Source organism: Ruegeria sp. YTSA135 (assembly GCF_059610165.1).
The window spans coordinates 24,799-39,001 of sequence record NZ_JBXWNC010000015.1 but is presented as its reverse complement, the minus strand read 5'-3'; the positions used below and the strand labels follow the sequence as shown (position 1 = coordinate 39,001).

The following is a 14,203-nucleotide window of genomic DNA, read 5'->3' as shown; positions in this document are numbered from 1 at the left end:
TCGCTGAGCAATACCTCTTCAATGGACCCGGTGCATCCCGTAAAGAAACACGCACCCAGCAACCTGATGTGGTCATTCGTTTTTTGCGTGCTGCTACCGTTCTTCTTGGTGTCGGTGTATTACGCGGCAATTGCCACCGACCGCTATGCCGCCCGCGCAGGTTTCTCCATCCGAGGCATCGACACGAGTGCTGGCATCGACGGCATCGGCGCCCTGACCGGTCTTGCCAGTTCCGGATCGACCACATCTGACTCCTATATCGTGCTTAGTTATCTCGCCAGCCGTGAATTGGTGGAAGCAGTGGATCAGCAAATTGATCTGCGAGGTGCTTATTCGTCCAACGAGATTGATTTTTTTGCACGGCTTGCGCCGAATGCAACGGTCGAAGAGTTTCTGCGATACTGGGAAAGGCGTATTCACACACAGTTTGACCCGGCTTCAGGCATAATCGAATTCGAGGTGCAGTCCTTCAGCCCAGAACATGCGCGCGAAATCGCTGCTGTTGTACTGAAGTTAACCCAGACATTGGTAAATGATCTTTCGGCAAACGCCCGCAGTGACGCCCTCAGATTCGCGCGTGAGGAAGTCGATTTGCAAGAAGCCCGGCTTCGCAACGCCTTGTCTGCGATCCGGGATTTCCGTGCTTCCGAGCAATCGGTGGATCCCTCTGCAAGCGCGGCCCTAGAGATCGAACTCATCGCGAGCCTTGAAGCAAAGCTCATTGATGTGAATGCACGCATCGCTGCCTTGCATGAGACCCTCGACGACAACGCGCCCAGCTTGGCGGCCTTGCGTCGTACCGCCGACGCGCTCGAAGCACAAATCTTAGAGCGTCGGCAGGCGATTGGGAACGATGTTCTGAGCACAGCAGGTGTGAGCGCCGTTACCCAACAACTGGCGCTCTACGAAGAGCTCGAAGTGGAACGCAGCCTCGCTCAACAAGCTTACGCCTCCGCCCTCGTGTCGCTGGAACAAGCCCGACGAGATGCGGACCGACAGCAACGATATCTTGCCATACATCTCCGCCCTCAGGTTGCTGAGTCCGCAGAGTATCCCCGCAGTCTTCGCAATCTCCTTGTGATCGGTTTTTCTTTGATTGCGATCTGGGGTATCGGCGCCCTTCTCACCTATTCGGTGCGAGACCATCTGACATGAAGCTAGTTGGTACGTCAGAGCTTCTGCAGCTTCAGACGCGGGTTATCGTGAGCCTTGTGCTTCGGGAAACCCGCGCGACCTTTGGTACATCGCCATTCGGGTATGTTTGGGCGATCATTACACCGACGGCCAGTATAGGGTTACTCGTGTTCATTTTCAGTATCGCTGATCGCCAGCCACCGTTTGGGTCCAGTCTCGCGCTTTTCTTTGCGACAGGTATCTTGACCCTGCACTTTTTCAACGAGCTGTCGAACAAGCTTATGACTGTATTTGATGCGAACCGGGCATTGCTGACATACCCGATCATCAAGGATGTGGACACTCTCTTTGCACGAGCCCTTCTAGTCGCGGCAACCTACACTCTCATCATGGCCATCTTCTACGCAACCTTGATCGCGTTGGGTCTGGCCTCAGTTCCGTTCAGGCCCGAGCAGGTGATCCTGGCCTTCCATGCTACCTGGCTTCTTGGACTTGGGTTTGGCACACTTAACGCCGTTATTTCCTCTTTGTGGGACATATGGACCCATATTGAAAAGATCCTAACGCGGCCGCTGTTTTTCATCTCTGGGATTTTCTACGTCCCCAGCCAGTTGCCACCTCAGGCGCGAGAAGTGTTGCAATGGAACCCCGTTTTGCACCTCGTCGAGTGGTTCCGGTACGGGTTTTACTCGAACTACAACTCAATGATACTTGATGTTTGTTATCCTGTCGGGGTCGGCACGGCCATGCTGCTACTTGGCCTTGCGGGTGAGCGATTTTTCCGGCGTTCGAGGTACTGAATGCTTGCCTTTGATAATGTCAGTAAATTCTACCGGGTGAAGGGCGTAAAGAAAACGATCTTGACTGACTTTTCGTTCGAGTTCCCGGTGAATCGGAACGTCGGGATCATGGGCAGGAACGGCGCTGGTAAGTCGACCATGATGCGCCTGATGGCCGGGATCGAGCCGCCGGACTTTGGCCATGTCTACCGAACCTCGCGCGTATCATGGCCTCTGGGTTTTGCCGGCGGTTTCAACGGAAGTATGACCGGAATCGAGAACATCCGCTTCGTGTCACGAATTTATGGGCAGGACACGGAGCGCGTGATTTCCTACGTGACCGAATTTGCAGAGCTGGGTCGATCTCTACGTCTTCCAATCAAGACCTATTCGAGCGGCATGCGAGCACGACTTGCCTTTGGGCTCAGCATGGCCATCGATTTCGATGTCTATCTTATCGACGAAATTACAGCCGTTGGGGACGAGGACTTCAAGAAAAAAAGCAAGGCCGTCTTTCAAGACAAACTCGCAAAAAGCCAGATCATCATTATATCGCATTCTCCGGGCACAATTGCGCAGTATTGCGACTGCGGCCTGCTACTGGAGGGCGACCAAATCCGGTTCTTTGATCAGGTGGATGATCTTCTTCTTGCCTACAAGGAACTTAACACAAGATGAGGTATTGTGAGCACCCGAACCAATGCCAAAGATCACCTCGACATCCCGCAGTGGCGCGGGTCGCACTGCTGTTACTGGCCCGGTAGACGAATGAACTGGATATGGCGCTGAAGTATGCCAAGCTGGTCCCAGCCGATCTGCCAGAAAACCTTCTTGAGCACGGCTGGGACTTCCGCACACAGTTGCAGTCCGATCAGGGCAAAAAGCTGTTTTTGGAGCCAAGATCAGGTTGGTAAGTGGCAGGTTGCCGGGGCACACAAGTTGCTTTGGATAGAACCTCTATTCACTCACCCCAAATTCGTGACTCAATATGAAAACCGTAGTTGGGTTCGTCAAAAATACAATCGCCCCATTCTTGCACTTCCACGTTCTTCAAAGGAAGTCCGCTGCACGCCATGATAACTGCTGCCTCTTCACTTAGTTAGCTTTCACGCAAAATGCCCCGTCTTTCCGAATAAACTCGGCCGGTTTGGTAGAAAACCTTGCAAACGGCACGGTATTTAGGACATATTTGTATATATTTATTAATTCTGAAGTCAGTATTTAGAGTGTTTTGAGGCACAAACCGAGCGGCGGGCGCGATGCGCTCTGTACCTATCTGTGGGGGAAGGACGTGTGGTTTGGCCTGGTTAAGAACTATACTGGTAATATGTTGTATTTTGCTGCTCCCTTCGTCGGTTGCAGCCAATATCGGAAAAGTCATCGGTGTCGAACAAGGTGCGCAAATAACCCGTGCCGGGAAGTCGCAACCATTGCGCGCAGGCATGACCGTTGCGTCCGGGGATGCCATCTCAACCGATGGCAGCGGTTTGGTTCAACTGGTATTTGATGACGAAACCAAGATTGCGATTGGCCCAAATGCGCGCATGCAACTGGATGTGACAATGCTGCGCGGAAACAGGAAGGCCAAGAACTTTGCAATTCAGGCCCTGGGCGGCAGCTTCCGCTTCATCTCAGGCAAAAGCAAAAAACGGGCCTACTCCATCCAGACACCCACCGCGACCATGGCCGTTAGGGGAACGACATTTGACCTTTGGGTCGTACCAGGCACGCAAAGTGCCATGATGGTTCTTCAGGGTCGTGTCGAGATGTGCGGGCAGAGTGGAAATTGTCAGGAAACGGGGCGGAAATGCAGCCTTCTTGCCACCACACAAAGCGGGAATATCGGTCGTCCGACCGACGAGGAAAGCTATGAAAAGGCGGTGAAAAATGGCTTTCCATTTGTTCAATCGCAACAACAGTTGCAAGTACCGCTGCAAGTAGATGTGTCAGGCTGCGGGCGGGACGCCGTGCCTCCACTTCAGCAAAGATCGGAAACGCGTGCTTCTACCCCTGAGCGGGGAGAAGTTAAAAGCGCCGCTGCATCCGCGCCACAAAACGAGGCTCGTGCGTCGTCAGGTAGCACCAGCCCTAGCAGCACCGGCAGCGGCAATGGCGGCAGCGTCGGTGGAAGCACCGGCAGCGGCAACGGCAACGGCGGAAACATTGGCGGAAATGGCAGCAGTGATTCCGGAACAGGTGGCAATGTCGGAACGGGCAGCGGCACTGGGAATGGCCGAGGCGGCTCAATCGGTGGCGGATCAGGCAGCGGAAGTGCTGGCAGTGGCGGCACAATCGGCAGCGGCGGCACAGATGGCTTTGGTGGCGGGGCTGGCAGCGGCGGCGCTGGTGGTAACGGGGGCAATAGCGGCCAGGGGCAGTAAAGCCCCTTGTTCATGCCGCCAGTTCGGACGCTGCCGAGGTTCTTGAAACGCGTACCGTAGGTGATGGCCCGTCAGGGCTGGCCAGGATAATCGGAGGCAAACGTGACCGGAAAGCCCAGGGAACGCGCAGGGCAAAGACGCGCTTTTCAGCTGGTCGGGCTGGGTCTGATCCTGTTCGGGTGCTTCATCCGGGTCCTTGATCCTTACCCTGTGCGCATGACACGATTGGTCTACTTCGACATTCTGCAGCGCATTTCACCTCGGGAATACAATCCTGACTTGCCAGTTCGCGTGGTGGATATCGACGAGCAGTCACTTGCGACTTGGGGGCAATGGCCTTGGCCCCGCACTTTGCTGGCGCAGATGGTCCAAAACCTGGGCGAATATGGCGCTGCCGCTATCGCCTTTGACATGCTGTTTATCGAACCAGACAGGTTTTCGCCCGCCCGACTGCTGAACGATCCGGCGCTGTCAGGTGTTTTGACGGTCGAGCATCACGCAAAGCATCTGGACTATGACATGATGTTCGGGATGGAAATCGCGAATTGGCCTGTCGTTCTGGGTGCGGCAGCCCGGCAAACCGCCCATGGCAGGCGCGTGACGCCATTGGCCGGGATAATAGAAATCGGTGAAGCACCAACCTCGGGTCTGATCACTGTCCCTCACTGGACGCCACCCGCAGTTCCTCTGGACCGTACGGCTGCAGGTATCGGAGGAGTCAATGTCTCACCCTTGGGTGGAACAGGCATTGTGCGCCGAGTTCCCGTTTTGTGGGGCGGGCCGGACGGTGCGTTACCGGGTTTGAGCGTCGAAGCGTTGCGCGTCGCCATGGGCGAGCCCGTGATCATTGTCGAGGGCACACCGGACGAAGCCGGCATCATGCTGGCACTCGAGATCGGTCAATTTCGCTTGCCAACGACCGAGAATGGTGAGGTCTGGATAAAATACAGACGTGACAATCAAGACCTGTATCTATCGGCGCATGATGTGATGCAGCCGGGGGACAACCCTGACCTGCGCGCCGAAATTGAAGGGCGGATCATTTTTGTCGGCACATCGGCGGCGGGATTATTCGACAGGCATCAGACGCCGTTGGGCGAATCCGTTCCAGGTGTATCCATCCACGCGCAGATCCTGGAACAGGTCCTGACCGGTGAAATGCTAAGCCGGTCTGACGTCACTGCGGCCCTTGAAATACTGTCCTTTGTCATCTTGGGCCTTGTGGTAACGGCCGTCATGGCACGGTTTGGCGCAGTGGCATCGTTTGTCGCAGGCGGAGCATCAGCGGCTGTTGTGCTTGGTATCAGCTGGCTGGCGTTTCAGAACCAGTTGGTCCTGTTCGATGTGACCTTTCCCCTGCTTGGGGGCATGGCCAATTTCGGTCTGCTGGCAGGGTATCTGTTTGTATCAACTGAGCGCGAAAAGCGCGTCATCCGGCAGATCTTTTCCCACTATGTCGCCCCCGAAATTCTGGATGAGATGGAAGGAAGCGGACATCAACTGCAACTGGGCGGCTCAACGCAGGAGATCACGGTTATGTTCTCGGATATTCGGGGCTTTACCCCGTTGTCAGAATCCGTCTCGGCCACCGATCTTGTGACCTTGCTGAACCAGTTATTCTCTCAGGTTGGCGACCAGATACTGCGGGAGCGTGGCACTATTGACAAGTTCATCGGCGATGCGGTCATGGCATTCTGGAATGCCCCCTTGCCAGTCGAAGATCACCCGCGCCGCGCGGCTGAAGCCGCGTTGTTGATGCGTCAGGCCCTAGTGAATTTCAATGCGTCAGAGGTGATGCAGGGGCGACCACCGATTGCATTGGCAACAGGCTGCGCAACCGGACGGGCCTGCGTTGGCAATATCGGATCGAAACGCCGGTTCAACTACACCGTAATCGGGGATGTGGTGAATGTTGCCGCGCGGATCGAACAAAGCTGCCGACATGTCGACTATGACATTCTCGTTTCCACTTCGGTGTACGAGAAAACGAGGAACCACATGGCGATGTTGGAAGCCGGGTTTATCGACCTGAAAGGCAGAACCGACCTTGAGCCCGTGTTCGTGCTGGTCGGCAACCAAGAGATGCTGGAAACCCCTGCCTTCCAAAGATTGGAAACAACCCATCAACAGCTGATCGAATCCATTCGGGGCCGTCACCCGCAGGAACAAATCGAAAAGACTTGTGAGGATTGCGTCGCGCAGGCGCGGCAGGTTGAGCCGGGACTGATCGGGTTTTACCACGCCCTGTCCGGCAGATTGGCTGATTTTCGGTCAGACTTCAAATCTGGGCAGTTGATCTTTAGCCATCACGAACGTGCAGGCAAACCATCTGCCTAAGACGGCACCCGGACCCACTGAGCGGGCAAACACCATCTACACTTCTCGACCCTTGGCGCATCGGTATCTATTGCTACCGTTGTCACAAAGCCCTTTTGAAATGTGCTTTCACCTTCCCTGCTTCGTTGTCTGACGCTGAATCAGGCGAACTGCGGTGCGGGTACTGGGCGGTGGCACCGTTGCGTTCTGCAGCCACTCCAAGACCGTGTCGGCAACCTGTTTGCCAAACGCCTCCACGCCGCAATGGACTGTGGACAGGGTCGGCCAACACTCGGCGGCTTCCTGAATGTCGTCAAAGCCGATGATCTGGAAATCAGTGCCAATATCCTTGCGGGCTTCGTGACAGGCGTTGATCATGCCAAACGCCACCAGATCGTTAAAGCACAAGGCCGCGTCGCAACTGGGATGGTCGCGAAACAATTGCACAGCGGTACGGTGTCCAAAAGACCGGCTGCTTCGGCCGGACAGCACCAAAGGCGAAAGCCCGTGTTCGGACATCACCTCCAAATACCCCGAAACCCGCTCCTGCGTGACTTGTCGCCCATCCAGCCCACCCACAAATGCGATAAGGCGCGCGCCTGACGCAATCAGGTGGCGCGTGGCGACACGCCCGCCGTCTTGATAATCCGGGGATAGGAAGGGAAAGCGCGCGGTATCGTCGCTGACCTGACGCAGGACCTGCATGACAGGAATTTGGGCGCGCGTTAAAGCGGTTAGGGTTTCAGATACATCCCCATAAGCAGGTGAGACGATCAGGGCCGAGACCCCGTGCTCTAACATCGCCGCGACGACCTGATCCTGTATCGTTGCATCCTCGTTGGTATTTGCCACCACCACCGCATAGCCGCGCGAACCCAGCGCCATTTGCAGCGACGTGGCGAATTCCGTGAAGAACGGGTTGTTCAGGTCATTGATCACCAACCCGATCAGTGCCGTCCCGGACGCGCGCAGATTGGCTGCCGAACGGTTATAGACATAACCGATTTCTTTCATCGCCGCGTGGACGAGCTTTTTGGTCTCGGGCTTGACCTGCGCGCCACCCCGCAATACCAGGCTGACCGTCGATTTCGACACGCCTGCCTTGTTGGCCACATCTATGATCGTCGGTCTACGCATTCAGGTTATTGGTCTACTCCGTGCAGGACCAGCAATGTGGTCATGCGCTCCTTTGCCAGATCCGGGTCCAAGAGCAAACCCGCCTGATCCGCCAGCCGGAACACCTGCGCATAGTGGCAGATATCGCGGCTGGACTGGAAACCGCCGGGCATCACGAAATGCGACTGCGCACCGTTCAGCCATGCCAGAAAGGCTATACCTGCTTTGTAGAACTGCGTCGGTGCCCGGAAAATCTCACGGCTCAAAGGGACCGTAGGCGCAAACAGCGTGTGGTAGCGGTCCATGTCCCCCATCGCCAGAGCTTCAAGTGCATGGCTGGCTGCTGGGGCGATTGCGGCAAAAATACCCAACAGCGCGTGCGAAAAATGCGTACCATCTCCGGCAATCAGATCAGCATAGTTGAAATCGTCGCCCGTATAGAGGCGTACGCCATCCGGAAGGCGCTTGCGAAACGACTCTTCATGCGCCTGATCCAGCAGTGAAATTTTGATGCCATCCACCTTGCCCGGGTTCTCGGCAATAAGGGACAGAACAAAGTCACTGGCCGCAGCAACATCCGTGCTGCCCCAATACCCTTTGAGTGCAGGGTCAAACATGTCACCCAGCCAATGCAGTATGACTGGCTCTGACGCGCCATCGATCAAAACACGGTAGACGTCGTGATAAATGTCCGGCCCAGCGCCGATCGCCGGGAAAGCACGTGACGCCATCAGGATCAGCTGCCCGCCGGCGGCCTCAATCGCCTCGGCCTGATGTTCGTAGGCTGACAGGATTTCGTCCGCCGTGTTCAGCGCGCCAAGCGGCACGTGGTCCGTCCCTGCCCCGCATGCCACGCGTGGGGACAGCGGGTGCGCCCGGGCAGCGGCCATTGTACGTTGGATCAGTTCCAGGGCGGTATCCCAATCCACACCCATGCCGCGCTGCGCGGTATCCATAGCCTCGGCCAAACCAAGACCCTGATCCCAAAGCCCCTGCCGAAAGCTGAGTGTCGTATCCCAATCCACCGCCGGACGACCTGTCCAGGGGTTGCTCTCAGCCAGCGGGTCTGAGACGACATGCGCCGCAGCAAACGCGGTACGTGTCAGTGGCACCTGCGGCGCACGGGGCACCAAGGGGGTTCCGGTCAACGCATAAGGTTGCAGCGCGCCTTCAGGGGTTGGCAGTATCAGTGTCATCGCCTCAGACCTCCAGATCCAGAACCAGTATGCCGTCGATCCCGCCTATCGCGTTCTTGACCAACTGCGCGCCCAGCGCCTTGTGGGTTTCGTTGTTTTGATAGGTTTCCAGCGCCGCCCAATCATTAAAGTCGATCACGAAGCCATGCATATAGCCGCGCTCAATCTGTTCAGGGCTTTGACTTCGGCCGCCAGTGAACCCATTGGCCCCGGGCAGTGTTTCTGCCACATCAGCAAGGCCGGCGTAGATGGCCGCAACCGTTTCCTCGGTCACGTCGGGGCGAAACTTGGTCAGCACGATATGGCGGATCATTGTGTAAATCCCTGATCTTGTTTGATCATGTCCGCAGCTTTCTCTGCAATCATGATGGTCGGAGCGTTGGTATTAGATGAATTGACACTGGGCATGATCGAGGCATCCGCGACACGCAGCCCCTCAATCCCGTTGAACCGAAGACGTGGGTCAAGCACGGCCTCTTGGTCGCTGCCCATGCGGCACGTGCCTGCGCAATGGTGCGAAGTTTTGGAATGCACACAGATGAAGTCGAAATAATCCTGATCGGTCCGCACATCCGGCCCCGGCAGACGTTCCGCCAAAATGTACGGTTTCAGCGCATCCTGCGCGAGGATGTTTTGCACAAGTTTCAGACCCCGGATCGACATCTCTCGGTCATAGGGATCGGCCAGATAGTTCGGGTCGATCAACGGCATCGCCGCCGGGTCAGAGCTCTGTAGCCGAACCGAACCCCTAGACCGGGGGCGCAGGAAGCATGCGTTCAGGGTCACGCCGCCATTGGGCATCGCCTCAACTCCGGCTTCGATCCCGGTACCCAGCCCCAGATGCATCTGAATATCGGGCGAACGCGCGTCAGGATCGGCGTACCAAAACCCACCTGTTTCAAACAGGCTCGACGCCACCGGCCCCTTGCGCGTGAGCAGGTATTGCAGCCCGGCGAATGCCGAAAGATGCAACTTGGCGAACCGGTCATAGGTATGCGGTCCCGTCACCTCGCTAATCGCGTAGAGATCAAGGTGATCCTGCAGGTTTTCCCCCACATTCGGCTGATCGTAAACAGGTCTGATCCCCAGACTTTCCAGATGATCTGCCGGACCAATCCCGGACAGTTGCAATAGGCGTGGAGAGCCGATTGCACCCGAAGACAGGATAACCTCCTGCGCTGCGGTGAGTTTCTCACCATCCATCATTTCTACCCCGGTCGCCCGACCGCGGTCGATCATGATGCGCCGAACCTGCGCGCCTGTACGGACGGTCAGGTTCGTCCGGCCCCGGTTCGGCGCCAGAAACGCCATCGCTGCCGAGGACCGGCGCGCGTTGCGTTGGGTCAGCTGATAATACCCTGCCCCATCCTGTTTCGCCCCATTCACGTCGCGGGTTTCAGGGATACCAACCTGCCCGGCAGCCTTGATGTAGGCATCACAAATCGGCAAAGGCGCGGCAGGCATCGACACGCCCAGTGGACCACCTTTGCCATGGAACTCATTGTCGTAGGTGTCGTTGTCCTCGGACTTCCTGAAATAGGGCAGCACATCTTCAAAGCCCCAACCTTCACACCCCATCTGGCGCCAGTCGTCATAGTCCTGCGCTGCACCGCGAGTATAAATCTGCGCGTTGATGGCAGACCCGCCTCCGATCACTTTGGCCTGCGTATAGTTGAAAACCTTATCCTGCATGTGCCTCTGCGGCACTGTCGACCAGCCCCAGCTGCCAATGCCTTTGGTCATCTTGGCAAACCCGGCGGGTAGGTGAAAAAACGGATGCCGGTCATTTGTGCCAGCCTCTAACAGCAGCACCCTGGCCGAGGGTTCCTCGGACAGGCGCGAGGCGATGGCCGACCCGGCCGAGCCGCCACCGATCACGATGAAATCATATCCGTCAGACATCTTGATTTGTCCTCAGAGTTTCTCAGAGACGCGCGATCGACAGGCCACCATCCACAGGGATTGCAGCACCAGTGGCGAACTGCATCTGGCCTTCGACAATGGGCACAATAACCGATCCGATATCTTGTGGCTCACCCCACCGTGCGGCGGGCACAAGGCCACCCTCAATCCGGTCGGTGTATTTATCCCGCACACCTGCCGTCATCTCGGTTGCGATGATGCCGGGGCGCAGTTCGAACACGCCTATTCCGTGCGGGGCCATGCGCACGGCAAAGAGTTGCGCCATCATTGCAGCAGCAGCCTTTGACACGCAGTATTCAGCCCGCTCAATAGACACCATCGTGGCGCTGACCGAGGTGACGAAGGTGATCGAGCGGTAAATGTCCTGAGGTTGCGCCAGCATGCGCCGCGCAACGTCCTGCGCCAGAAAGAAGGCTCCGCGCAGGTTGATGTTCTGGACGAAATCCCAGTTTTCAGGTTTCAGCTCCAGCATGTCACCGCGTACCGGAGCACCCACGCCGGCATTGTTGACCAGGGCGGTGATCGGACCCAAATCAGCCTCCACCTGATCCAGCAGGGCGGGTACGTGGTCAATATGCGATACGTCGTGCTGCACATAGATCGCGTTTTGTCCAAGCTCGGCCAAAGCCTCTTGCACTGCTGGTTTGTCAGGGGCCGAGCGCGACGCCAGCGCCACCTTGTATCCCCCGGCAATCAACGCGCGCGAAATGCCAAGGCCGATGCCCTGCTGCCCCCCTGTGACCAACGCAATCCCGGTCATGCTGCAAACTCCGTCTCAATGATATGGCGACCCGCGCGCAGGGCCAGCGCCGCGATGGTCAGGGCCGGGTTCACCGCAGCCGAGGTCGGCAGGACCGATGCGTCAACGATGAACAAATTTCGTAAATCGTGACTGCGGCAGAAGGGATCAACGACACTGCTGTCAGGGTTGCTTCCCATCCGTGCCGTCCCGCATTGGTGGGACGGCGTTCGGCGATCAAATGCCCGCGACAGGACAATCGGAAAACCCGATCGGCGCAGGTGCGTTTTCAGCCGCTCCACCAGAGCTTCATGCGCCGCCCAGTTCGAACGCTTCCAATCCAGCCGAATCTGGTTACCTTCGACAGTCACACGGCTATCGGGGTTCGGAAGGTCCTCTGACATAGCGTAGAAATCATAGCTGCGGCCTGCAATCAGCGCCGCGATAGGGCCGGGCAACCCGGTCTGAGAGGCAAGGATCGGGCCTGTTATCTTGCCCAGCATCTGAACATTGCCCAGTGGCGGCCCGCTGTTGCCGTCGCTGTTGTAATAATCGTTGAACATCAGCGTCTTCTGATAGATCGACCGATTGCGGCGCAACGGATGCAGGGCCAGCACGGCCGAGCTGTTGTGGTTCATGAAGTTGCGCCCAACCTGATCGGACCGGTTCGCCAGCCCTTTTGGATAGGCGTCATTCGCAGATTGCAGCAGCAGGGCCGCCGATTGAACAGCACCAGCAGCGAGCACTACCAGCGGTGCCTTCAACGTACCGTGCCCGTCGACCTTGATCTCCGCGATCTTGCCAGTTGCATCCGCGATCAATTCCCGTACCGTCGCCCCCGTTAAAATCGAGACATTTTTGTGCGCAAGCGCTTTTGCCAAGGCAGCGGTTTCCGCATCCATCTTGCCACCGCAGGTGTTGGGAAACGCATCCCAGGTCGTTTGACCTGCTGCCAGCCATTTGTCGATATCCACCCCAAGCGGCACCGAAGACGGCGTAAGACCTGCGCGGCTGAGCCGCGTTCGCAAATCCGCGATGTCCGGCTCATCCGCCACGGGCGGGTGCGGATAGTTCGCGCTATGGGGCGGCTCGGTCGGGTCCTCACTCACGACGCCATGCACATCATAAAGCTGCTCGGCCGCGGTATAGTCGCGCTCTAGTTCCTCATAAGAGATCGGCCAGCCGGGGGAACTGCCGCCCATATGCGTGCGCGGCTGAAAATCCTCACGTCGATACCGGATCAGTGCCGCACCGTAGAATTTGGAGTTCCCGCCCACACAATAATAGTTGCCGGGGTTAAAAGGCTGCCCTTCTCCGTCCAGCCACGTTTCGTCTGGCCGAAAATACCCATCGCCAAAGATCGCCTTAGGATCCCGATCCTGTGGCGAGGGGGCTAGGCGCTCCCCTCGCTCAACGATCAGAATACGGCGCCCGGACGGCGCCAGAGCCGCGGCCAGTGTCGCCCCGCCGATGCCAGAGCCGATGATTATGACGTCGGCCTGTGTCACGGAGTGATCCGCATCTCGTTTTCAGGGTCAAAGGCCACGGCCTTTTCCATGTTCACCGCGAAGGTAAAATCCTGCCCAGGAGCCACCTCGGCGTCCGAACGCATTCGGGCAATCACATCCTGCCCCCCCAAAGTCATTGAGACAAACGTGTCCGAGCCGGCAGGTTCGGTCACCACGATACGGTTGGTCATCTGTGCGATGTTGGAAGACTTGCGATCCGCGCCATCCATATCTGTGATAGTTTCAGGACGGATACCCAGCAGGATGTCCCGCCCATCCCACGCTGACAGGTTGTCCTGACTAAAGGGAAGCTGCGCCATCGACCCGTCATGCAAGGCGACCTCAGCATGAGGTCGGCCATTCAGCACCACGACCTTTGCGGGCACCACGTTCATCGCGGGTGATCCCATGAACGTCGCCACGAAGATATTCGCCGGCGTATCGTAGATTTCCTGCGGCGTACCAAGCTGCTGTACGTAGCCGCCATTCATGACCGCGATGCGGCTGGACAGGGTCATGGCCTCAATCTGGTCGTGGGTGACGTAAACGATGGTGGTGCCGAGGTTTTGATGCAGCTTCTTGATCTCGGTCCGCATGTCAACGCGCAGCTTGGCATCGAGGTTCGAGAGCGGTTCATCGAACAGGAAAACGTCCGGGTTTCGTACCAACGCGCGACCCATTGCAACCCGCTGACGTTGACCGCCCGACAACTGCCCGGGTTTGCGATCCAGCAGTTGTTCGATCTGCAACAGGCTGGCGACCTCATGCATGGCCTTTTCACGCTTGGGCTTTGGCACACCGTGCATCTCAAGCCCGAAGGTGATGTTCTGCCCCACGGTCATATTGGGGTAGAGCGCGTAGCTTTGGAACACCATCGCGATGTTGCGTTTGGATGGGTGTACCCCGTTCATCACCTGATCCTTGATGCGGATTTCCCCACTGGTGATCTCCTCAAGACCTGCGATCATGTTCAGCAAGGTGGACTTGCCACAGCCCGACGGGCCAACAAGCACAAGGAATTCGCCTTCTTGCACTGATATATCGACGTTGTGCAAAACTTCGACAGCCCCGTAGGATTTGGTCGCGTTGTCTATGTCCAGAAAACCCATCA

The 14,203-nt window shown here is 57.3% G+C and carries 13 protein-coding genes; 6 read left to right on the top strand and 7 right to left on the bottom strand.

Going from position 1 to position 14,203, the window contains the following annotated elements:
- Window positions 1–21 precede the first annotated feature (21 nt).
- From AC2FIT_RS17470 to AC2FIT_RS17445, 6 genes are all read left to right on the top strand, one after another.
- Window positions 22–1,155: a KpsE/RkpR family capsule polysaccharide export protein gene (locus tag AC2FIT_RS17470; protein ID WP_496831312.1), complete on the top strand. Its 1,134-nt coding sequence runs from the start codon at window positions 22–24 to the stop codon at window positions 1,153–1,155.
- Window positions 1,152–1,934 (top strand): ABC transporter permease, encoded by a 783-nt coding sequence (locus tag AC2FIT_RS17465; RefSeq protein WP_496831311.1) that lies wholly within the window; start codon window positions 1,152–1,154, stop codon window positions 1,932–1,934. The genes AC2FIT_RS17470 and AC2FIT_RS17465 overlap by 4 nt, the downstream gene beginning before the upstream one ends.
- Window positions 1,935–2,591 carry an ABC transporter ATP-binding protein gene (locus AC2FIT_RS17460; RefSeq protein WP_496831310.1) on the top strand — a complete coding sequence of 219 codons (657 nt, stop codon included), beginning with the start codon at window positions 1,935–1,937 and terminating at the stop codon, window positions 2,589–2,591.
- 101 nt (window positions 2,592–2,692) lie between these two features.
- Complete coding sequence (locus AC2FIT_RS17455; protein ID WP_496831309.1) at window positions 2,693–2,827, top strand: hypothetical protein; 135 nt, start codon at window positions 2,693–2,695, stop codon at window positions 2,825–2,827.
- A 423-nt stretch (window positions 2,828–3,250) separates the two neighbouring features.
- The gene (locus tag AC2FIT_RS17450) at window positions 3,251–4,294 is read left to right on the top strand and encodes a FecR family protein (RefSeq protein ID WP_496831308.1); all 1,044 of its coding nucleotides are present in this window, start codon (window positions 3,251–3,253) and stop codon (window positions 4,292–4,294) included.
- Window positions 4,295–4,396: 102 nt separating this feature from the next.
- Window positions 4,397–6,631, top strand: coding sequence for a CHASE2 domain-containing protein (locus AC2FIT_RS17445; protein WP_496831307.1), 2,235 nt, complete (start codon window positions 4,397–4,399; stop codon window positions 6,629–6,631).
- A 108-nt stretch (window positions 6,632–6,739) separates the two neighbouring features.
- Here AC2FIT_RS17445 and AC2FIT_RS17440 read toward each other — a convergent pair whose 3' ends face one another.
- The 7 genes from AC2FIT_RS17440 to AC2FIT_RS17410 are packed head-to-tail and all read right to left on the bottom strand — an operon-like array spanning window position 6,740 to window position 14,201.
- Window positions 6,740–7,747, bottom strand: a complete 1,008-nt coding sequence (locus AC2FIT_RS17440) for a LacI family DNA-binding transcriptional regulator (protein WP_496831306.1) — start codon at window positions 7,745–7,747, stop codon at window positions 6,740–6,742.
- 5 nt (window positions 7,748–7,752) lie between these two features.
- Window positions 7,753–8,922: a dihydrodipicolinate synthase family protein gene (locus tag AC2FIT_RS17435; protein WP_496831305.1), complete on the bottom strand. Its 1,170-nt coding sequence runs from the start codon at window positions 8,920–8,922 to the stop codon at window positions 7,753–7,755.
- A 4-nt stretch (window positions 8,923–8,926) separates the two neighbouring features.
- Window positions 8,927–9,235 carry a Dabb family protein gene (locus AC2FIT_RS17430; RefSeq protein WP_496831304.1) on the bottom strand — a complete coding sequence of 103 codons (309 nt, stop codon included), beginning with the start codon at window positions 9,233–9,235 and terminating at the stop codon, window positions 8,927–8,929.
- Window positions 9,232–10,824, bottom strand: coding sequence for a GMC family oxidoreductase (locus tag AC2FIT_RS17425; protein WP_496831303.1), 1,593 nt, complete (start codon window positions 10,822–10,824; stop codon window positions 9,232–9,234). Before AC2FIT_RS17425 ends, AC2FIT_RS17430 begins: the two co-directional genes overlap by 4 nt.
- Before the next feature lie 22 nt (window positions 10,825–10,846).
- Window positions 10,847–11,605 carry a 3-ketoacyl-ACP reductase gene (locus AC2FIT_RS17420; protein ID WP_496831302.1) on the bottom strand — a complete coding sequence of 253 codons (759 nt, stop codon included), beginning with the start codon at window positions 11,603–11,605 and terminating at the stop codon, window positions 10,847–10,849.
- Window positions 11,602–13,092: a GMC oxidoreductase gene (locus AC2FIT_RS17415; protein WP_496831301.1), complete on the bottom strand. Its 1,491-nt coding sequence runs from the start codon at window positions 13,090–13,092 to the stop codon at window positions 11,602–11,604. Before AC2FIT_RS17415 ends, AC2FIT_RS17420 begins: the two co-directional genes overlap by 4 nt.
- On the bottom strand, window positions 13,089–14,201 hold the full coding sequence (locus AC2FIT_RS17410) for an ABC transporter ATP-binding protein (RefSeq protein ID WP_496831300.1): 1,113 nt from the start codon (window positions 14,199–14,201) through the stop codon (window positions 13,089–13,091). The genes AC2FIT_RS17415 and AC2FIT_RS17410 overlap by 4 nt, the downstream gene beginning before the upstream one ends.
- Window positions 14,202–14,203: the final 2 nt, after the last annotated feature.

Excerpts from the sequence above, each read along its gene's own strand:
- AC2FIT_RS17435 (WP_496831305.1), bottom strand. The coding sequence starts at position 8,922 with ATGACACTGATACTGCCAACCCCTGAAGGCGCGCTGCAACCTTATGCG.
- AC2FIT_RS17420 (WP_496831302.1), bottom strand. The coding sequence starts at position 11,605 with ATGACCGGGATTGCGTTGGTCACAGGGGGGCAGCAGGGCATCGGCCTT.
- AC2FIT_RS17430 (WP_496831304.1), bottom strand. The coding sequence starts at position 9,235 with ATGATCCGCCATATCGTGCTGACCAAGTTTCGCCCCGACGTGACCGAG.
- AC2FIT_RS17410 (WP_496831300.1), bottom strand. The coding sequence starts at position 14,201 with ATGGGTTTTCTGGACATAGACAACGCGACCAAATCCTACGGGGCTGTC.
- AC2FIT_RS17470 (WP_496831312.1), top strand. The coding sequence starts at position 22 with ATGGACCCGGTGCATCCCGTAAAGAAACACGCACCCAGCAACCTGATG.
- AC2FIT_RS17440 (WP_496831306.1), bottom strand. The coding sequence starts at position 7,747 with ATGCGTAGACCGACGATCATAGATGTGGCCAACAAGGCAGGCGTGTCG.
- AC2FIT_RS17455 (WP_496831309.1), top strand. The coding sequence starts at position 2,693 with ATGGCGCTGAAGTATGCCAAGCTGGTCCCAGCCGATCTGCCAGAAAAC.
- AC2FIT_RS17460 (WP_496831310.1), top strand. The coding sequence starts at position 1,935 with ATGCTTGCCTTTGATAATGTCAGTAAATTCTACCGGGTGAAGGGCGTA.
- AC2FIT_RS17425 (WP_496831303.1), bottom strand. The coding sequence starts at position 10,824 with ATGTCTGACGGATATGATTTCATCGTGATCGGTGGCGGCTCGGCCGGG.
- AC2FIT_RS17465 (WP_496831311.1), top strand. The coding sequence starts at position 1,152 with ATGAAGCTAGTTGGTACGTCAGAGCTTCTGCAGCTTCAGACGCGGGTT.